At 59.6% G+C, this 18,241-nt stretch carries 16 protein-coding genes and 1 pseudogene; 10 read left to right on the top strand and 7 right to left on the bottom strand.

Annotated features, from left to right (window positions below):
* Positions 1 to 5: 5 nt before the first annotated feature.
* Both ACZ0AZ_RS03765 and ACZ0AZ_RS03760 read right to left on the bottom strand, forming a co-directional pair.
* Positions 6 to 3,119, bottom strand: coding sequence for a multidrug efflux RND transporter permease subunit (locus ACZ0AZ_RS03765; protein ID WP_463538729.1), 3,114 nt, complete (start codon positions 3,117 to 3,119; stop codon positions 6 to 8).
* Positions 3,116 to 4,276, bottom strand: coding sequence for an efflux RND transporter periplasmic adaptor subunit (locus ACZ0AZ_RS03760; RefSeq protein ID WP_129997646.1), 1,161 nt, complete (start codon positions 4,274 to 4,276; stop codon positions 3,116 to 3,118). Before ACZ0AZ_RS03760 ends, ACZ0AZ_RS03765 begins: the two co-directional genes overlap by 4 nt.
* Before the next feature lie 190 nt (positions 4,277 to 4,466).
* Between ACZ0AZ_RS03760 and ACZ0AZ_RS03755 the strand changes: the two genes are divergently transcribed.
* The 3 genes and pseudogenes from ACZ0AZ_RS03755 (at position 4,467) to ACZ0AZ_RS03745 (ending at position 5,856) form a co-directional block, all read left to right on the top strand.
* Positions 4,467 to 5,096 (top strand): nucleotidyltransferase domain-containing protein, encoded by a 630-nt coding sequence (locus ACZ0AZ_RS03755; protein WP_463538728.1) that lies wholly within the window; start codon positions 4,467 to 4,469, stop codon positions 5,094 to 5,096.
* Positions 5,059 to 5,477, top strand: a pseudogene (locus ACZ0AZ_RS03750) (hypothetical protein). Before ACZ0AZ_RS03755 ends, ACZ0AZ_RS03750 begins: the two are co-directional and overlap by 38 nt.
* A 139-nt stretch (positions 5,478 to 5,616) precedes the next feature.
* Positions 5,617 to 5,856: a hypothetical protein gene (locus tag ACZ0AZ_RS03745; protein WP_039761398.1), complete on the top strand. Its 240-nt coding sequence runs from the start codon at positions 5,617 to 5,619 to the stop codon at positions 5,854 to 5,856.
* A gap of 135 nt (positions 5,857 to 5,991) precedes the next feature.
* On the opposite strand, the gene ACZ0AZ_RS03740 is transcribed toward ACZ0AZ_RS03745, so the two are convergent.
* From ACZ0AZ_RS03740 to norR, 5 genes are all read right to left on the bottom strand, one after another.
* A complete protein-coding gene (locus ACZ0AZ_RS03740) occupies positions 5,992 to 6,741 on the bottom strand; it encodes a YkgJ family cysteine cluster protein (RefSeq protein WP_129997643.1) in 750 nt (249 codons plus the stop codon).
* Positions 6,742 to 6,824: 83 nt separating this feature from the next.
* Positions 6,825 to 7,151 carry a hypothetical protein gene (locus ACZ0AZ_RS03735; RefSeq protein ID WP_463538727.1) on the bottom strand — a complete coding sequence of 109 codons (327 nt, stop codon included), beginning with the start codon at positions 7,149 to 7,151 and terminating at the stop codon, positions 6,825 to 6,827.
* 147 nt (positions 7,152 to 7,298) lie between these two features.
* Complete coding sequence (locus tag ACZ0AZ_RS03730) at positions 7,299 to 7,781, bottom strand: GNAT family N-acetyltransferase (protein ID WP_463538726.1); 483 nt, start codon at positions 7,779 to 7,781, stop codon at positions 7,299 to 7,301.
* Positions 7,782 to 7,784: 3 nt separating this feature from the next.
* Positions 7,785 to 8,687 (bottom strand): chemotaxis protein CheV, encoded by a 903-nt coding sequence (locus ACZ0AZ_RS03725; protein ID WP_016773296.1) that lies wholly within the window; start codon positions 8,685 to 8,687, stop codon positions 7,785 to 7,787.
* A 96-nt stretch (positions 8,688 to 8,783) separates the two neighbouring features.
* Positions 8,784 to 10,346 (bottom strand): nitric oxide reductase transcriptional regulator NorR, encoded by a 1,563-nt coding sequence (gene norR, locus ACZ0AZ_RS03720; protein ID WP_415761546.1) that lies wholly within the window; start codon positions 10,344 to 10,346, stop codon positions 8,784 to 8,786.
* A 166-nt stretch (positions 10,347 to 10,512) separates the two neighbouring features.
* On the opposite strand from norR, the gene hmpA reads away from it, so the two are divergent.
* From hmpA to cyoE, 7 genes are all read left to right on the top strand, one after another.
* Complete coding sequence (hmpA, locus tag ACZ0AZ_RS03715) at positions 10,513 to 11,694, top strand: NO-inducible flavohemoprotein (RefSeq protein WP_463538725.1); 1,182 nt, start codon at positions 10,513 to 10,515, stop codon at positions 11,692 to 11,694.
* A gap of 222 nt (positions 11,695 to 11,916) precedes the next feature.
* Positions 11,917 to 12,426 (top strand): disulfide bond formation protein B, encoded by a 510-nt coding sequence (locus ACZ0AZ_RS03710; RefSeq protein ID WP_039761404.1) that lies wholly within the window; start codon positions 11,917 to 11,919, stop codon positions 12,424 to 12,426.
* Positions 12,427 to 13,253: 827 nt separating this feature from the next.
* Positions 13,254 to 14,195, top strand: a complete 942-nt coding sequence (cyoA, locus tag ACZ0AZ_RS03705; protein ID WP_024014231.1) for a ubiquinol oxidase subunit II — start codon at positions 13,254 to 13,256, stop codon at positions 14,193 to 14,195.
* A gap of 3 nt (positions 14,196 to 14,198) precedes the next feature.
* On the top strand, positions 14,199 to 16,229 hold the full coding sequence (gene cyoB / locus ACZ0AZ_RS03700) for a cytochrome o ubiquinol oxidase subunit I (RefSeq protein WP_039761405.1): 2,031 nt from the start codon (positions 14,199 to 14,201) through the stop codon (positions 16,227 to 16,229).
* 3 nt (positions 16,230 to 16,232) lie between these two features.
* Entirely contained in the window at positions 16,233 to 16,856 is a 624-nt protein-coding gene (gene cyoC, locus ACZ0AZ_RS03695; protein WP_016773303.1) for a cytochrome o ubiquinol oxidase subunit III, read from the top strand.
* Entirely contained in the window at positions 16,856 to 17,191 is a 336-nt protein-coding gene (gene cyoD, locus ACZ0AZ_RS03690) for a cytochrome o ubiquinol oxidase subunit IV (protein ID WP_011335842.1), read from the top strand. Before cyoC ends, cyoD begins: the two co-directional genes overlap by 1 nt.
* Before the next feature lie 10 nt (positions 17,192 to 17,201).
* A complete protein-coding gene (gene cyoE, locus ACZ0AZ_RS03685) occupies positions 17,202 to 18,089 on the top strand; it encodes a heme o synthase (RefSeq protein WP_016773305.1) in 888 nt (295 codons plus the stop codon).
* Positions 18,090 to 18,241: the final 152 nt, after the last annotated feature.

Here is an 18,241-nt window from a genome sequence, read left to right as displayed (position 1 = left end):
CCGCCTCAGTCTGTGGTCGCCAGTGCCGTTGCGGGCGTTGGGGCTGGTGGGTGTGAGTGCCGGTGAAACAGCCGCTCGAGCCATAAGTATATGACCGGCGTGGTGAACAGCGTCAGCATCTGGCTGACCAGCAAACCGCCGACCACGGCAATGCCCAACGGCTGGCGCAGTTCGGCGCCGGTGCCGTAGCCGAGCATCAGCGGCAATGCGCCGAGCAGGGCGGCGAGGGTGGTCATGATGATCGGCCGGAACCGGGTGATGCACGCCTCGAAAATCGCTTCTTGCGGCGGCAGTCCGCGCTGGCGCTGCGCCTCAAGGGCGAAGTCGATCATCAGGATGCCGTTCTTCTTGACGATACCGATCAGCAGCACCAGCCCGATCAACGCCATGATCGAAAAGTCCTGGCCGCAGATCCACAGCATGATCACCGCGCCGAGGCCTGCTGCCGGCAGGGTCGAAATGATCGTCAGCGGATGCACGAAGCTTTCATAAAGCACGCCGAGAATGATGTACACCGCCACCAGCGCCGCCAGAATCAGCCACGGCTGGCTGGCCAGCGAACTCTGGAACGCCTGCGCCGCTCCCTGGAAATTGCCGCTGATCGCGGTGGGCATGCCGATCTCGGCCTTGGCTTGATTGAGCAGAATCACCGCATCGCCCAGCGCCACGCCGGGGGCGAGATTGAACGACAGATTCGCCGCCGGGAACATGCCGTCATGGGCAATCGACAGCGGGCCGATGGTTGGCGCGTCAAATCGGGCCAGGGCCGACAGCGGCACCATCTCGCCACTGAGCGGTGAGCGCAGGTAGAAATAGTTGAGGCTCTCGGCCTTGCCACGCTGTTTGGTGTCCAGCTCGAGAATCACGTTGTACTGGTTGACCTGGGTCTGGAATTCATTGATCTGCCGTTGGCCGAATGCATCGTACAGCGCCTCGTCGACATCGCTGGCGGTCAGGCCGAAACGCGCGGCGGCGCTGCGGTCGATGCTGATGTGGGTGATGCTGCCGCCCAGTTGCAGATCGTTGGAAATGTCGCGGAACGCCGGATTGCTGCGCAGTTTTTCGGTCAGGCGCTGGGTCCAGGTGGCGAGGGTCGCGCCGTCGTTGCTCTTGAGTACGTATTGGTACTGCGCACGGCTCGGGCCGGAGCTGAGGTTGATGTCCTGCCCGGCGCGCAAATACAGGACGATGCCGGGGACTTTCATCAGTTGCGGACGGATGCGGTCGATGAACTGGCTGGCGCTGACATCGCGATCGCCACGTTTTTTCAGAGCAATCCAGAAGCGCCCGTTGGCGATGGTCTGGTTGCTGCCGGACACCCCGACCGAGTGCGAGAACGCCTGCACCGCCGGATCGGCCGCGACGATTTCGGCCATCGCCAAGTGTTTTTTCACCATGTCGCCGTAGGAAATGTCCGCAGCGGCTTCGGTGGTGCCGAGGACGAAACCGGTGTCCTGTACCGGGAAGAAACCCTTGGGAATGAAAATGTACCCGGCGACCGCCAACGCCAGCGAAAGCCCGAACACGCCGATCATCAGTTTCTGATGGTCGAGGGCGCGGCGCAGGCCCTTTTCGTACCAGCCGAGCAAGCGCTCACTGAAACCGGGTTTGGCGTTGGCGTGATGTACCGGCTTACGCATGAACAGCGCGGCAAGGGTTGGCGCCAGCGTCAGCGACACCACCACGGAAATCATGATCGTGGACGTCGCGGTCAGGGCGAATTCCTTGAATAGTCGCCCGACCACGCCGCCCATGAACAGCAACGGAATGAATGCCGCCACCAGCGAGAAGCTGATCGAAACGACGGTGAAGCCAATCTCGCCGGCCCCCTTGATCGCCGCCTCGCGCATGTCATCGCCGGCCTCGAGATGGCGATGGATGTTCTCCACCACTACGATCGCATCGTCCACGACGAAGCCGACCGCGACAACGATCGCCACCAGCGTCAGGTTGTTCAGGCTGAAGCCGAGGATGTACATGAGGGCGAAACTGGCGATCAGCGAGACGCCGAGCACCGCCGAGACAATCAGCGTCGCCGACAACTGGCGCAGGAACAGCGCCATCACCGCGACCACCAGCAAGATCGCGATGAGCAAGGTGATTTCGACTTCATGCAGTGAGGCGCGGATGGTCTGGGTGCGGTCGATCAGGGTTTTCACCTGTACCGAGGCCGGCAGCATCGCTTCGAGACCAGGCAGAGAGGCTTGAATGCGGTCGACGGTTTCAACGATATTGGCGCCGGGCTGGCGCGAGATCACCAGATTCACCCCCGGACGATCACCGGCCCAGGCCTGCACGTAGGCATCTTCCGCACCGTTGACGACTTTGGCGACATCGCGCAGGTGAACCGGGGCGCCATCCTTGTAGGAAACGATGAGCTGGCTGTAGTCCTCGGGGTGGAACAACTGGTCGTTGGTCGACAGCGTGGAGATGCTCGATTCGCCGTACAGCGCACCTTTGGCCAGATTGAGGCTGGTTTGCTGGATCGCCAGCCGAATGTCGGCCAGCGTCAGGCCAATCGCCGCGAGTTTGTCAGCCGAGGCCTGCACGCGAATCGCCGGACGTTGCTGACCGGTGATGTTGATCTGGCCGACGCCGTCGATCTGGCTGATCTGCCGGGCCAGCAGGGTTTCAACCAGGTCGCTGAGTTCGGTGCCGGGCATCTGCGTCGAGCTGACGCTGAGGATCAGCACGGGGCTGTCGGCCGGGTTGACCTTCTTCCACGTTGGCAGCGTCGGCATGTCCTTTGGCAACTTGCCGGCGGCGGTGTTGATCGCCGCCTGCACTTCCTGAGCGGCGGTGTCGATGCTTTTGTCGAGGGTGAACTGCAAGGTCAGCAGGGTTGAGCCCAATGCACTGCTCGAGGTCATCTGGGTCATGCCGGGGATGGCGCTGAATTGCACTTCCAGCGGCGTGGCCACCGAGGACGCCATGGTGTCGGGACTGGCCCCGGGTAACTGCGCGGAGACTTGAATCGTAGGAAATTCCGCTTCCGGCAGTGGCGCAATCGGCAAGCGCGGGAAGGCAATTGCGCCGACCAGTACCAGCGCGATGGTCAGCAAGATTGTCGCTACCGGGTGGTCGATGCACCAGGTCGAAATGCCCTTGTGCGAGCTCATGGCTTGGGCTCCGCCTGCACCACTTGCGGCGGTTCGCTCATGATTTGCACGCTTGAGCCCGGTTTGAGCCGCGACTGGCCGTCGGTCACCAGCACGTCACCGGCGTTGACGCCTTTGATGATGTCCTGACCGCTGCCTTGATAAACCATCTGCACCGGTACCGCCTCGACCTTGTCGTCCTGCACGCGGTAAACGAAGTGTTGTTCGAGGCCGCGTTGTACGACGGTCGGCGGGACCACCAGCGCATCTTTATCCACAGCCGTCTGAATTTTTACCGTCACCAGCAAACCCGGCCAGAGCTTCTGGCTGGCATTGGCGAATTCGGCCTTGGCGCGGATGGTGCCGGTGTTGGCGTTGATCTGATTGTCGATCAGGGTCAACTGACCTTCGCCGAGCAGATTGCCGGTTTCGCCATCAGTATCGGCTCCGATGTAGGCCTTGACCGGGGCGCGTTGCGGATCGCTGATCAGACTCTGCAGGGTCGGCAGCATCTGCTGCGGCAGCGAGAACTCGACGGCGATCGGGTCGATCTGCGTAACTGTAAACAGGCCCTGGGTGTCGGTCATGCGCAGGAAGTTGCCTTCATCGACCGTACGAATACCGACGCGCCCGGTGACCGGGGAGCGAATCTGCGTGTAGGACAGTTGCACCTGCGCGGCATCGATCGAGGCCTGATTGCCTTGCGCCGTGGCTTTGAGCTGATTGACCAGCGCCTGCTGCTGGTCGAAGGTCTGCTTCGACACGCCGTCGTCGACGCTGAGCAATTTGTAGCGCTTGAGATTGACCAGCGCGACCTGCAACTGCGCCTGACTCTCGCCCAACTGCGCCCTGGCCTGGTCAAGGCTCGCGCGGATCGAGCGGTCGTCGATGGTGGCGAGCAGGTCGCCTGCTTTGACCAGTTGGCCTTCCTTGACCAGGATCTTCGTCAGGATCCCGTCGATCTGCGGGCGCACCACTACGCTGTGGAGCGAGAGTACGGAGCCGATGCCGCTGGTATAGCGCGGCACGTCTTTGGCGCTGACCGTTACGACGCGTACCGGGATGGCGGTCGGACTGGCCAGTTTGGCCGGCGCTGGTTTGAGCGCGAACCACAGGCCGGCGGCTGCCAGCAGAATCAGGAGAGTGGCCAGCAGGATTTTGTTTTTCTGGATGGACATGCGCGGCGCCGAAGTCTGGAGTTTGGGCAGATTGTCCAGTTATAAACCGGTCAGGCGGTCGGCAGGGTGACGGCTGGCTGTCAGGATTGTCAGTTTCCGACGTTAATTGCACTGGCTGCGATTGCCGTTGAGTTGATAAGTCCCTAAAAGGGACCTATCGTTCCCTTTTTGAGACTCTTTGGCGGGCCAAGTGGAAAACTTTTCTTTAAGCGAAGCCCTGTTCACCGCCACCCAGCAAAAAGTGTTGGGATTGTTGTTCGGCAAGCCTGACCAGACGTTCTACGCCAACGAAATTGTGCGCTGGGCACAGGTTGGCAAAGGCGGCCTGATGCGTGAACTTGATCGATTGCAAAGAGCGGGGATCCTCAGTATGACTCGAGTGGGTAACCAGACCCATTACCAGGCCAACCCCGCATGTCCTATCTACGCGGAGCTTCTGGGCATCACGCGCAAGACATTCGGTGTTGCCGAGCCTCTTCGTCAGGCATTAGAACCGTTTGCCGAACAGATCACGTGGGCGTTCGTGTATGGCTCCATCGCCAAAAACTCGGCGAACACACTCAGTGACATAGATCTCATGCTGATTGGCGAAGGCCTGCACTACAGTGAGTTGATGGAGCGACTCATGCCGTTGGAGGAGCAATTGGGGCGTCCCATAAACCCGACGCTGTACACCCCGCAAGACTGGGCCAGTAAGCTGGCGGCACAGAACAGTTTTGTCATGCGAGTGATGCAGCAGGAAAAAATCGATCTGTCGTGGGCAAACCCTTTGGAGTCCAAGGATGGGCAGCAACGAGAGTCTGGAGAATCTTCTACGTAGCGGTGTACTGAAAGCGGAGCCACCTGACCGCAAGGAGTGTGAAGGTCTGATGCGCTCGGCTTTGGACAGCTCAAGGATGCGCACACTTGCACACTGTCGTTTTCCAGCCGGTTCGATTTGGCCTACAACGCCGCTCACGCGCTGGCGCTGACAGCTCTTCGCCTGAGTGGCTATCGATCGGACAAGCGCTATCTGGTATTCCAGTGCCTGATCCATACCACTCAAAGCAGCAAGGTTCAGGTGCGATTGTTTGCGCTGTGCCATGAGCGGCGCAATCTCGCCGAATACGAAGGCTATATGGATGAAGATGACGCGCTTCTTGAGCAGTTGCTGGAGAGCACCTCGCAATTGTTGAGTGACGTTCAACACCGCATGAACTGAAATATCATCACGCAGTGACAGTGCCTGGCAGCCGTTCAGCGCATCCCGCAAATCTTCAGATGCCGAGCCAGAGCGCACAGGTATACTGCGCGCCTTTGCGGCTCACTGATCGGGCCGACTTTTTGTTCCCGGAGCTTTTATGACTTCCCCGACCCAACCGCCGGTAGACGACGCTGTGAGCGACGTCCCGGCTGAAGTGGCTGACACCAGCGAAACCAAGGCCGAGATCCCGGCGTTCAAGTTCCCGTTCAAACCGGGCGAGCTGGCTTCGGCGAAAGGCTCGAATCAGCCGTGGTACAAGAATGGCGCGAAGAATGGCCACACCAAAACCCCGGGCATGGCGCCGCCGGGCACGCGTCGGTCGATGGGCAAGCGCTGACATCGGAAAAGTGATGGTGCTTGTGCTGGCCTCTTCGCGAGCAGGCTCGCTCCCCCATTGGATGTGTGTAGAACCCAAACCTGTGGGAGCGAGCCCGCTCGCGAAAGCGACATCCGCTACAGCACAAATATCAGATCAAGCCGCGCGCAATGAAATGAACGCATATGTCTGCGCCGGTTCCGTCACCACCTGCCCCCCGGCTGCCAGCACTTGCCCGGCGACATCATCGCCGGACAAATGAAACAGCCATTCACTGGTTCGCGCCGCCAGCGGTTGCGCGCTCACCTGGTCGATCACCGCTGCAAACGCATCCATGTTCGGCAAGTACGCTGTAAACCCGTCGCCCTTGAGCGCCGTGGTGCGTATCCCCAGCGTTGCGCAGATCACATCCTTGAGTCTGATGTCATCCCGATCCGCCTGACGCGAGCGCTGGATCAGCTCAACGAGTTCCCGATCAACCAACTCGCCGCCCACAATCAGCTCCGGCCCCTGTTCCCAGGACTCCGGCGGGCAATCCTTGGCGGCCGGATTGAGCGGGATATGCGGGTTGATCTCCGCCGGATAAATCCGGCACACCAGCGGGCGCCGCTCATAGATCCGGCAGCGCTGATCCTCGTCAAGATTCCGGCAGGGGCCGACGTTGTACGCGGCAAAGGTGATCGCCACATGAGCATCGGCAGTGCCACTGCGGACTACCGCGGAACGGCGCTCGGCATGTTCGCGCTGCTGCGCCGGCAGGCCCAGACCATTGCCGAGAAAAGCCTCGACCAGCACGATTACCTGACCGCCATCCGCCGCCCACATACGGGCTTCGGCCAGCGTCAACGGGACATGATGGTCGGTGCAGCACTTGCCGCAACCTACGCAGGAAAACCTCGTATTCATTGAGCGATCTTTCTTCAATCAGGACGTGAGACGACGGCGGAAAACCATCGCACAGAACCGGATCGAAGCAAGGACTGCGCCACTCACTGGGATTTGGCGACCGGACGAATCGAATCCCACTCGGTGACGTACGCGGTTTTCGACTGTTTGTTGTACAGGCACAGCTCGCTGCCTTGTTGGCCATTCATGTGTTTTTGCGGGTATTGGCCTTGCAGCAGAACGGCTGTGTAGCCGACGCGGTCATCGAATTGCGCGGGCGTGCCGACCGGTTTGACGTTTTTCAGACCGCTGGCCTTGGTGCAACTGGCGAGCACGGTCTTGTCGTAGGCGGCCCAGGCGTCGGGGCTGGAGGCGTGGGCCTGGGAGGCGAGGGCGGAGAGGGTGAGCAGGGCCAGGGTGATGGCTTTCATGGTTGGGGCATCCTTGGTTATGGCCAAGCTTGGAGTATGCCTGAAGGATGGAAGTTGCCTGTGCCGGCGCCATCGCGAGCAGGCTCACTCCTACCATTGAAATGCGTTCCAAAATGTAGGAGTGAGCCTGCTCGCGATAACGGAGGATCAGTCGGCGACCAACTCCCGCCGAACCAAGTCCATCCCGACACTCTCATACAACCGCCGCGCCCGCAGGTTGTCCTCCAGAACCCGCAAATCGACAAACCCCTCGCGCCGCTGTTGAAAGACGCTGAAGGCATGCAGCAACAACGCCCGCCCAAGCCCCAGGCCCTGCAGTCGCGGGTGCACCACCAGATTCTTGATATAGGCACTGGTCCAGCATTGCGCCACGCCGACCACGCCACCGGCATCGCAGGCAACGAAACACAACGAGGGATCGTATTCGGGATCGCTGACAAACCGCTGCTGCCATTCCTCGAGCGGCGGCACTCGGCCGCCACCTTCCAGCTGTCCGAGCTGCATCAACTGATGCACTGCCGGCGCCAGTTCCTCGCGGTAGGCGGACCACTCAATCCCGGCAGGCCACTGCGCATCCGGCACCGCTTCACTCAAATCGCGGCGCAGCAGAAAGCAAAACGCTTCGGCCAAGACTCAGTGCCCGTTGGCCGCGACGTGCTTGGCGGCTTCGATCAGGCGTTGGGTCAGTTCCGGCGAGGAGAACTTGGTCAGCACCGCGTTGGCACCGGCCAGTCGGGCCTTTTCACTGTTCATCGCGCTGTCGAGGGAGGTGTGCAGCAAGACGTACAAGTGAGCGAAATCCGGGGTTTCGCGCAGCGTGCGGGTGAAGGCGTAGCCGTCCATCTCGGACATTTCGATGTCGGAGACGATCAGATTGATCTGCTGCGCCGTGCCCTGCAGGTCGAGCAGGCAGTCGATGGCTTCCTTGGCACTGCGCGCGGTGTGGCATTGCAGGCCGAGGTTGCGCAGGGTGTGCACCGATTGCTGCAGGGCAACCTGGCTGTCGTCGACCACCAGAATGCGCGCGTTGCCGAGCACTTCGGCGTCTTCCATGGTCAGGTCGGTCGGCGCCATTTCGATCTGCGCCGGGGCGATGCTGTGGATGACTTTTTCGATATCCAGCACCTGCACCAATGTGCCGTCCACCGAGGTCACGCCGGTGATGTAGGCGCGCGAGCCGCCGGAGCCGAACGGTGGCGGCTTGATGTCGGTGGTCAGGCAATGGACGATCTTGCTCACCGCCTGCACGTGCAGACCCTGCTTGGAACGGCTGACATCGGTAACGATCAGGCAGCCACCGTTGGGATCTTCCAGCGGCCGCTCGCCGATCGCGCGGCTGAGGTCGATCACCGACAGCGATGCACCGCGCAGCGAGGCGATGCCTTTGACGTGCGGGTGCGACTCCGGCAGCTTGGTCAGCGGCGGGCAGGGGATGATTTCACTGACTTTCAGCAGGTTGATCGCCATCAGCTTGCCGCTGCGCAAGGTAAACAGCAGAAGCGAAAGTGAATCTGCGCGGGCTTTGGTGGAGGACATAAGAACCTTCTGTAAATGGGCGAGAGTGGAAATCGCCAGAAACCTTTGATGCCGGGTTATCGGCGTGAATGGGGTGGGCTTTAGGCTATTGGCGCTTCAGCTTTTCATCCCCAGTCGCTTCGCCATCCGGCCAAGATTCGCTCGATCCACCCCCAACTCCCGCGCCGCACTCGCCCAGTTATTCTGATGACGCTCCAGCGCTGCGCTGATCAACCGCCGCTGAAACTCGTCGGTGGCGGTGCGCAAGTCACCACCGATCATCGGCATCACATTCGCCAAGTCTGCATTGGCAGGCGCAGCCACGTTATCCACAACCTCGCGGGGCAAATCCAGATCCGCCGCACTCAGGCTCAGAATCTTCGGCCGCACCTTGCAATTACCTAGCGCCTTCAGCGCACTGCGACCGATCAAATGCTCCAGCTCACGGACATTGCCCGGCCAGGTGTAAGCGAGCAGCGCCTCCTGTGCATCACTGTTCAAACGCAGGCTATTGAGGCCCATGCGCGAGCGGTTCTGCTCGAGAAAGAAGCCACTGAGCAGCAACACATCACGCCCACGATCGCGCAGCGCCGGCACCCGCAGCGGATACACGCTCAAACGGTGGTAGAAGTCGGCACGATAGCGACCGCTGCGCACTTCTTCGGCCAGATCGCGATTGGTCGCCGCAATCAGGCGCACATCGACCTGATGCTCCTTGTCCGAGCCCAGGCGCTGCAACTGCCCGCTCTGCAATACACGCAGCAACTTTGCCTGGACCGTCAGCGACAGCTCGCCGACTTCATCGAGAAACAGCGTGCCGCCATTGGCCAGTTCGAACTTGCCGCGACGGTCGCTGGTGGCGCCAGTGAAGGCGCCGCGCACGTGGCCGAACAGTTCGCTTTCCACCAGCGTGTCGGGCAGGGCAGCGCAGTTGAGGCTGATGATCGGTTTGTCGGCGCGCGGGGAGGCGGCGTGGATGGCCTGGGCCACCAGCTCTTTGCCGACACCGGTTTCGCCGGTGATCAGTACGGTGAGATCGCTGCCGCCGACCAGATTGATTTCTTCCACCAGACGTTTATGCGCTTTGCTCTGGCCGATCATTTCGCGGTGCTGCTGGCCGCTGGCCTGGCGGTAAACCTCGGCGCGTTGATGTTCATCTTCGGCGCGGGTGGCCAGACGTTCGATGCGTTCGGCGGCGTTGACCGTGGCCGAGGCGAGGCTGGCGAAGGCTTGTAGGGCGTCAAGTTCGATCGGTTCAAAACGCTCGGGATCGAGCGCATCGAGGGTGATCAGGCCCCAGAGTTTTTCATCGACGAATAAAGGACAGCCGAGGCAGTCGTGTACTTCGAGGTGATCGTCGAGGCCATCGACCAAACCGTCATAGGGATCGGGCAGGTCGCTGTCGGCGGCGAAGCGCGTCGGCCCGGTGCCTGCGAGCAATATTTCAAAGCGCGGGTGTTCGCTGACTTTGAAGCGCCGGCCGAGGGTATCGGTACTCAAGCCATCCACCGCCAGCGGCACCAGTGACTCGCCATCCAGACGCAACAACGCGGCGGCATCGCAGGGCAACAAGGCGCGCATGGCTTCGAGCAGGCGCCGGTAGCGCTCGCCTTCGGGCAGTTCGCGGGACAGGTCGGCGACCAGGGGCAGCAGAGCGGTAAGCAGGGATTTGGCGGTCATGGTTTTTTGTAGTCAAAGAGACAAGGTGTAGTCGAGATGACTATACGTTCATCTGTGTCGAAATGACTATGCAAATTTCAACCAGTTGAATTCAAAGGATTAATTAGTTGGCATGAAAGCTGATATCCCTAAGGCAATCTTTCAAGAAAGCGCAGGAGTAACCCTTATGCTTAGCGTCCAGGATCGTGCCATCGTCAAATCCACCGTGCCTCTGCTGGAAAGCGGCGGCGAGGCCTTGATCACGCATTTCTACCGCATGATGCTCTCCGAATACCCAGAAGTACGCCCGCTGTTCAATCAGGCGCACCAGGCCAGTGGCGATCAGCCCCGTGCCTTGGCCAACGGCGTGCTGATGTATGCCCGGCACATCGATCAGCTCGACCAGTTGGGCGACCTGGTGGCGAAGATCATCAACAAGCACGTTGCCCTGCAGATTCTGCCGGAGCATTACCCGATCGTCGGCACTTGCTTGCTGCGCGCCATTTCCGAAGTGCTCGGCGACGAGATCGCCACGCCTGAAGTGATGAGTGCCTGGGGCGCTGCGTACGGGCAACTGGCCGACATCCTGATCGGCGCGGAAGCCGCGATCTACGACCAGAAGGAACACGCCGTCGGCGGCTGGCGCGGTGCGCGGGAATTCATCGTCGCGGCGAAAGTGCAAGAGAGCGCGGAAATCACCTCGTTCTACTTCGAACCGGCAGACAAAGGGCCGATTCTTGCGGCCGAACCGGGTCAGTACATCGGCATGAAACTGATCCTCAACGGCGAAGAAATCCGTCGCAACTATTCGCTGTCGGCCCTGGCCAATAACGGCCAATACCGCATCAGCGTCAAGCGTGAACCGAATGGCCGCGCGTCGAACTATCTGCACGATGAGCTGCACGTCGGCTCGAGCATCCAATTGTTCCCGCCGTCGGGCGAATTCACCCTGGCGGCCAGCGACAAGCCGCTGGTGCTGATCAGCGGCGGCGTCGGCATCACTCCGACGCTGGCGATGCTGGAAGCCGCGCTGGCCACCGAACGTCCGGTGCACTTTATCCACTGCGCGCGCAATGGCAGCGTCCACGCGTTCCGTGACTGGGTCGATGGGCTGGCGGCGCGTCATCCGCAACTCAAGCGCTTCTATTGCTACGCCGAAGAAGACGGCGTGAGCCCGGCGGCGGACAGGGTCGGTATGCTCAGCGAGGAATTGCTGGGCGAGTGGCTGCCGGCGCAGCGTGATGTCGATGCGTATTTCCTTGGCCCTAAAGGATTCATGGGCGCGATCAAGCGGCACCTGAAAGCCTTGGGCGTGCCGGAGAAACAGAGCCGCTACGAGTTCTTCGGGCCGGCTTCTGCTCTGGAGTGATCTGAAACCGAGTTGTCTCGTTCGCGAGCAGGCTCGCTCCCACAGGATTTGCGCCCGACGCAGATCCATTGTGGGAGCGAGCCTGATCGCGAATTTTCTGCGCGCCGCAAAACCATGTTGGTTAATCATTCCTTAACCGCTCTATCGTTTATTGCCCCGGTGTAGACTTGCGACAATTCCAGCCGCCGGCCGGCTGGACCATGGACTTACAAGGGAAAGGCAATGAGCGAGGAAACGATGCGGTTGGGACGTGAGCGGCGCTATCTGGTGCTGCTGGGGATCATCTGCCTGGCGTTGATCGGCGGTGCGTTGTACATGCAGGTCGTGTTGGGTGAGGCACCGTGCCCGCTCTGCATTCTGCAGCGCTATGCGTTGTTGCTGATTGCGCTGTTCGCCTTCATCGGCGCGGGCATGCGCAGCCGTCGCAGCATCACCGTGTTCGAGACGCTGGTGGTGATCTGTGCGCTGGCCGGGGTCGCGGTGGCCGGGCATCACGTCTATACGCAGTTCTATCCGGCGGTAAGTTGTGGCGTCGATGTGCTGCAGCCCATTGTCGACGATCTGCCGCTGGCAAAGATCTTCCCGCTGGGCTTCCAGGTTGACGGTTTCTGCTCGACGCCGTATCCGCCGATCCTCGGTCTGTCGCTGGCGCAATGGGCGCTGGTGGCGTTCGTGCTGGTGGTGATTCTGGTGCCGCTGTTGACCTCGCGTAATCGAAAAGCGCTGCGCTGAGTCAACTTCTCGGCAGAGCTGCCGATAAACAAAACGCCCCGATTTTCGCTGATGAAAATCGGGGCGTTTTGCATTTCAGAGCGTTTGTGAAAACACCGTGACGAACGGCAATGAAGCGTGCGGCAAATGTGCGACATGTTGTCACACAGGGGCTGTCGCAGGGACTCGGGATGCGGCGGATTGGCCGCCTGTTACATAAAAACATTGGCCAGTTTTAGCGTTTTAGGGCTTGAGCACGGACGTACCAGAGCAGGCAGTTTTAACAGGCGCCGGCAGATGGATGAAGCCCTTGGAACATCGGGCTTTGCGCCGCTCCAGCGTTTGTAGGTCGGGTGCAGAGCTGTCTGATTTGAGGCGGTTACGCTGGCAGATTTTGCCGCTTTTATTGAGAAACGCTTTCGATAACTTGCGCAACTTTTGCAAAAATGGCGATGGATTGTTGCTCTGAGTGATAAAAATTATTTCGGGATAAGACATGGTGTATAGGGCGCTACCTATCTACAATCGCCCGCACTGAATTCCCGGCGCTGTTCAGCCTTTATCAAGGAACTGATCAGGAGGTCGGGTGTCGAGCGAGCCGTGAGGTTTTCAAGACACCCTGGTGTCGGTGCCTTTCCAATTTTCCGCACCAAATGGAATTGGTCTGTAACAAGGCCTTTGACCACGAATTCGAATAAGAACTGAACGCTGTCCCAAGGTTTTGTCGAGCGTGTGACGCGCGACGGGCGGCCCTTATTCAATCCAAAGAAAATGCCAACCCTTGGCAGGGTGAAGTGTTGGCGATCAAAACCCAACTGCATTGCGCAAGCTGCTTTAGAGGTCGTGAGATGAGTAAAAACAGGTACCCCAGATTACTAGGCCTAGTGCCGCTGCTCGGCACGTTGTTGCTGGGAGGCTGCAACATGACCTTGCTCAATCCAACGGGCCAGGTCGGCCTGGAACAGCGCAACCTGATCATCACCGCCACGCTGCTGATGCTGTTGGTCGTCGTGCCGGTCATCGTCATGACCTTCCTGTTTGCCTGGAAGTACCGCGCTTCGAACAAGAACGCCGTCTACACGCCGAAGTGGTCGCACTCGACCAAGATCGAAGTGGCCGTATGGACCATCCCGGTGCTGATCATCATCGCCCTGGGCTACATCACTTACATCTCGACGCACGAGCTGGACCCGTATCGTCCGATCGAGTCTGACGTCAAGCCGGTGACCATCGAAGTCGTCGCGCTGGACTGGAAGTGGCTGTTCATCTACCCGGAACAAGGCATTGCCACGGTCAACAAGATCGTGTTCCCGGCGCACACGCCAATCAACTTCAAGATCACCTCCGACGCCGTGATGAACTCGTTCTTCATCCCGGGCCTGGGCGGCCAGATCTACGCGATGGCGGGCATGCAGACCAAGCTGCACCTGATCGCTGACCGCAACGCTGAAATGGACGGTATCTCCGCCAACTACAGCGGCGCCGGTTTCACCGGTATGAAATTCAAGGCTATCTCCACCACTCAGGAAGATTTCGACGCCTGGGTAAGTGAAGTCAAGAAGTCGCCTAAACAGCTTGATCAGGCTGAATACGCGGCCCTGGCCAAACCGAGCCAGAACAACCCAGTCGAACTCTACTCGTCGGTCACGCCGAACCAGTTCCAGATCATCGTCGACAAGTACGAAGGTATGAAGCCGGGCAAGCCGCTGAAGCACGAGAAGAAAGAGAAAGAAGTGGCGGCCACGGATATTGACGCGGGTTCGCATTCAGCTGCCGGGGCAGAGGAGTAAACGATGTTTGGTAAATTAAGTTGGGAAGCAGTCCCATTCCACGAGCCGATCGTGATGGTGACCATCGCCATGATCGCCCTCGGTGGTCTGGCACTGTTCGCTGCGATCACTTACTTCAAGAAGTGGACGTACCTGTGGACCGAGTGGCTGACTTCGGTCGACCACAAGAAAATCGGCGTGATGTACATCATCGTCGCCATGGTCATGCTGCTGCGCGGCTTTGCCGATGCGATCATGATGCGTACCCAGCTGGCCATGGCCACCGAGGGTTCGCCTGGCTACCTGCCACCTGAACACTATGACCAGATCTTCACCGCTCACGGTGTGATCATGATCATCTTCATGGCGATGCCATTCTTCACCGGCCTGATGAACCTTGCAGTGCCGCTGCAGATCGGTGCGCGTGACGTTGCGTTCCCGTTCCTGAACTCCCTGAGCTTCTGGCTGCTGGTGTCCGGCGTTGTGCTGATCAACCTGTCGCTCGGTATCGGTGAATTCGCCAAGACCGGTTGGGTTGCGTATCCGCCGCTGTCGGGTCTGCAATACAGTCCTGGCGTGGGTATGGATTACTACATCTGGGCGCTACAGCTATCCGGACTGGGTACGACGTTAACCGGGGTCAACTTCCTCGCGACCGTACTGAAAATGCGTACCCCTGGCATGAAACTGATGGACATGCCGATCTTCACCTGGACCTGCACCTGGGCAAACGTTCTGATCGTGGCTTCGTTCCCGATCCTGACCGCTACCCTGGCACTGCTGACCCTTGACCGTTACATGGATTTCCACATTTTCACCAATGAACTTGGTGGCAATCCGATGATGTACGTCAACCTGTTCTGGGCGTGGGGCCACCCTGAGGTTTACATCCTGATCCTGCCGGCCTTCGGCATCTTCTCGGAAGTGATCTCGGCGTTCACCGGCAAGAAACTGTTCGGCCACCACTCGATGATCTACGCCTCGGGCGCGATCTCGGTACTGGGCTTCATGGTCTGGCTGCACCACTTCTTCACCATGGGTTCGGGTGCAAGCGTCAACGCCTTCTTCGGTCTGGCGACGATGCTGATTTCCATCCCGACGGGTGTGAAGCTGTTCAACTGGCTGTTCACCATTTACCAGGGCCGTCTGCGCTTCACCAGCCAGGTAATGTGGACGCTGGGCTTCATGGTGACCTTCGCCATCGGCGGCATGACCGGCGTACTGCTGGCCATCCCGGGTGCTGACTTCGTGCTGCACAACAGCCTGTTCGTGATCGCGCACTTCCACAACGTGATCATCGGCGGTGCGGTATTCGGTTACATCGCTGGCTTCGCGTTCTACTTCCCGAAAGCGTTCGGCTTCAAGCTGCACGAAGGCTGGGGTAAAGCAGCGTTCTGGTTCTGGATCTCGGGCTTCTTCGTCGCGTTCATGCCGCTCTATGCACTGGGCTTCATGGGCATGACCCGTCGTCTGAACGCCACCACCAACCCTGAGTGGGTACCGTACCTGTACGTTGCCATGTTCGGTGCGGTGATGATTGCTGCCGGTATCGCCTGCCAACTGATCCAGCTGTACGTCAGTGTGCGTGACCGCAACAAGCCAGAGAACGTTTGCGATCACGGTGACCCGTGGAATGCACACACCCTGGAATGGTCGACCTCGTCGCCACCACCGTTCTACAACTTCGCTGTGCTGCCTAAGGCTGACTGCATCGACCCGTTCACCGAAGCCAAGGAAAACGGTACTGCGTACCAGCGTCCGGCCAAGTACGAGCCGATCCACATGCCGAACAACACCGCCACTGGCGTGGTGATGGGCGCGCTGTTGACCGTCTTCGGTTTCGCGATGATCTGGCACATCTGGTGGCTGGCGATCGCGAGCCTGGTGGGCACCGTCGTTTACTTCGTGATCCACGCTGCACGTGACGACCAGGGCTATATGGTTCCGGTTGAAACGATCGAGCGTATCGAAGCCGAGCAGCACAAGCGTCTGGTCGCGGCAGGGAAAATCCCGGCCAATGCCACCCGTGTTGAAACCTCGTTGGAACAGGCTTAAACCATGTCGAACTTAGTGACCAATGTTGGACACGCCCATGGTGACCATGGGCACGATGACCATCACCACGACTCGGGCGAGATGACCGTATACGGTTTCTGGCTCTACCTGATGACCGACTGCATTCTGTTTGCGTCGATCTTCGCGGTGTACGCAGTACTGGTAAACAACGTTGCCGGTGGCCCGTCGGGCCACGACATCTTCGAACTGCCATACGTGCTGGGCGAAACCGCTCTGCTGTTGTTCAGTTCGATCACCTACGGCTTCGCCATGCTGGCGTTGTACAAGGGCAAGAAGCAGGCGGTCCTGGGCTGGTTGTTCATGACCTTCCTGCTCGGCGCGGGCTTCATCGCCATGGAGATCAACGAGTTCCACCTGCTGATCTCCGAGGGCTTCGGTCCTAGCCGTTCGGGCTTCCTGTCGGCGTTCTTCACCCTGGTCGGTACCCACGGTCTGCACGTTTCGGCCGGTCTGATCTGGATGGGCATCATGATGTATCAGGTCAACAAGCATGGCCTGACGTCGACCAACAAGACCCGTCTGAGCTGCCTGAGCCTGTTCTGGCACTTCCTGGACGTGGTCTGGATTTGCGTCTTCACCGTTGTTTACCTGATGGGGACTCTGTAATGGCTAATGCACACTCCCATGACAGCCACGATGCTGGCCACGGCAGCGTCAAGTCGTACGCCATCGGCTTCATCCTGTCGGTAATCCTGACCGTCATTCCGTTCGGTCTGGTGATGTACCCGACCCTGCCGAAGTCGACGACGCTGGCAATCGTTCTGCTGTTCGCAGTGATCCAGGTGATCGTTCACCTGTATTACTTCCTGCACCTGGACCGTTCCATTGCACAGCGTAACAACGTGATCGCATTCGTCTTTACGGCGATCGTGATCGTGCTGCTGGTTGGCCTGTCGCTGTGGATCATGTTCAGCATCCACACGTACATGATGGCGAAGTGAGGTAGACCCGATGTCGCTCAAGCACTTTATCCAAATCACCAAACCGGGGATCATTTTCGGTAACGTGCTTTCTGTGGCAGGCGGGTTCTTCCTGGCCTCGAAAGGGCATGTCGATCTGGCGGTGTTTCTGGCCGCCATGATCGGTACTTCCCTGGTCGTGGCCTCCGGTTGCGTGTTCAACAACTGCATCGACCGCGACATCGACCTGAAGATGGAACGCACCAAGAATCGTGTGCTGGTCCAGGGCCTCATCTCCCTGAAACTGGCCCTGGTTTACGCGACCATTCTGGGTGTTCTCGGCGTTGCCTTGTTGTACAAGGTGGCCAACCCGTTGGCTGCCTTGTTCGCGGTAATCGGCTTCATCATCTACGTCGGCTTCTACAGCCTGTACCTCAAGCGCAAGTCGGTTCACGGCACGCTGGTGGGCAGTCTGTCGGGCGCCATGCCGCCAGTGATTGGTTACGTTGCCGTGACCAACAGCTTCGACATGGCCGCACTGACCCTGCTGGTGATGTTCAGCCTGTGGCAGATGCCGCATTCCTACGCCATCGCGATTTTCCGTTTCAATGATTACCTGGCCGCATCGATTCCGGTGCTGCCAGTGAAACGCGGCATTCAAGTGGCGAAGAAGCACATCCTGCTCTACATCCTGGCGTTCCTCGTGGCGACCTTGATGCTGACCTTCAGCGGCTACGCCGGCATGAGCTACCTCGCCGTCGCCGCCGCCATGGGCATGTACTGGCTGTACATGGCCTGGACCGGCTACAAGGCAGTCGATGACACCGTCTGGGCACGCAAGCTGTTCGTGTTCTCGATCTTCACCATCACTGCCTTGAGCGTCATGATGTCCCTGGACTTCAAGGTGCCGACAGAGCTGCTACTGACGTACGCGCCGTAAGGTTGCAAGCTTCAGGAAAAACCCCGCACGTTGAGAGATGTGCGGGGTTTTTTGTTGACTGAAATATGCTCGTTGGGGGTGCTGCCATTCGCGAGCAGGCTCGCTCCCACAGTTTGCGGTTGCGGCCCTTCGGTAAAAGACCTAGATTCGGA

It is taken from the genome of Pseudomonas sp. AC239, from assembly GCF_979258545.1.
This window is presented reverse-complemented; position numbering and strand designations above follow the sequence as displayed.

What these genes read in the sequence shown, in the direction of transcription:
- ACZ0AZ_RS03765 (WP_463538729.1), bottom strand. Translation starts at nt 3,119, where the DNA reads ATGAGCTCGCACAAGGGCATTTCGACCTGGTGCATCGACCACCCGGTA.
- ACZ0AZ_RS03760 (WP_129997646.1), bottom strand. Translation starts at nt 4,276, where the DNA reads ATGTCCATCCAGAAAAACAAAATCCTGCTGGCCACTCTCCTGATTCTG.
- ACZ0AZ_RS03745 (WP_039761398.1), top strand. Translation starts at nt 5,617, where the DNA reads ATGACTTCCCCGACCCAACCGCCGGTAGACGACGCTGTGAGCGACGTC.
- ACZ0AZ_RS03740 (WP_129997643.1), bottom strand. Translation starts at nt 6,741, where the DNA reads ATGAATACGAGGTTTTCCTGCGTAGGTTGCGGCAAGTGCTGCACCGAC.
- ACZ0AZ_RS03735 (WP_463538727.1), bottom strand. Translation starts at nt 7,151, where the DNA reads ATGAAAGCCATCACCCTGGCCCTGCTCACCCTCTCCGCCCTCGCCTCC.
- ACZ0AZ_RS03725 (WP_016773296.1), bottom strand. Translation starts at nt 8,687, where the DNA reads ATGTCCTCCACCAAAGCCCGCGCAGATTCACTTTCGCTTCTGCTGTTT.
- norR (WP_415761546.1), bottom strand. Translation starts at nt 10,346, where the DNA reads ATGACCGCCAAATCCCTGCTTACCGCTCTGCTGCCCCTGGTCGCCGAC.
- hmpA (WP_463538725.1), top strand. Translation starts at nt 10,513, where the DNA reads ATGCTTAGCGTCCAGGATCGTGCCATCGTCAAATCCACCGTGCCTCTG.
- ACZ0AZ_RS03710 (WP_039761404.1), top strand. Translation starts at nt 11,917, where the DNA reads ATGAGCGAGGAAACGATGCGGTTGGGACGTGAGCGGCGCTATCTGGTG.
- cyoA (WP_024014231.1), top strand. Translation starts at nt 13,254, where the DNA reads ATGAGTAAAAACAGGTACCCCAGATTACTAGGCCTAGTGCCGCTGCTC.
- cyoB (WP_039761405.1), top strand. Translation starts at nt 14,199, where the DNA reads ATGTTTGGTAAATTAAGTTGGGAAGCAGTCCCATTCCACGAGCCGATC.
- cyoC (WP_016773303.1), top strand. Translation starts at nt 16,233, where the DNA reads ATGTCGAACTTAGTGACCAATGTTGGACACGCCCATGGTGACCATGGG.
- cyoD (WP_011335842.1), top strand. Translation starts at nt 16,856, where the DNA reads ATGGCTAATGCACACTCCCATGACAGCCACGATGCTGGCCACGGCAGC.
- cyoE (WP_016773305.1), top strand. Translation starts at nt 17,202, where the DNA reads ATGTCGCTCAAGCACTTTATCCAAATCACCAAACCGGGGATCATTTTC.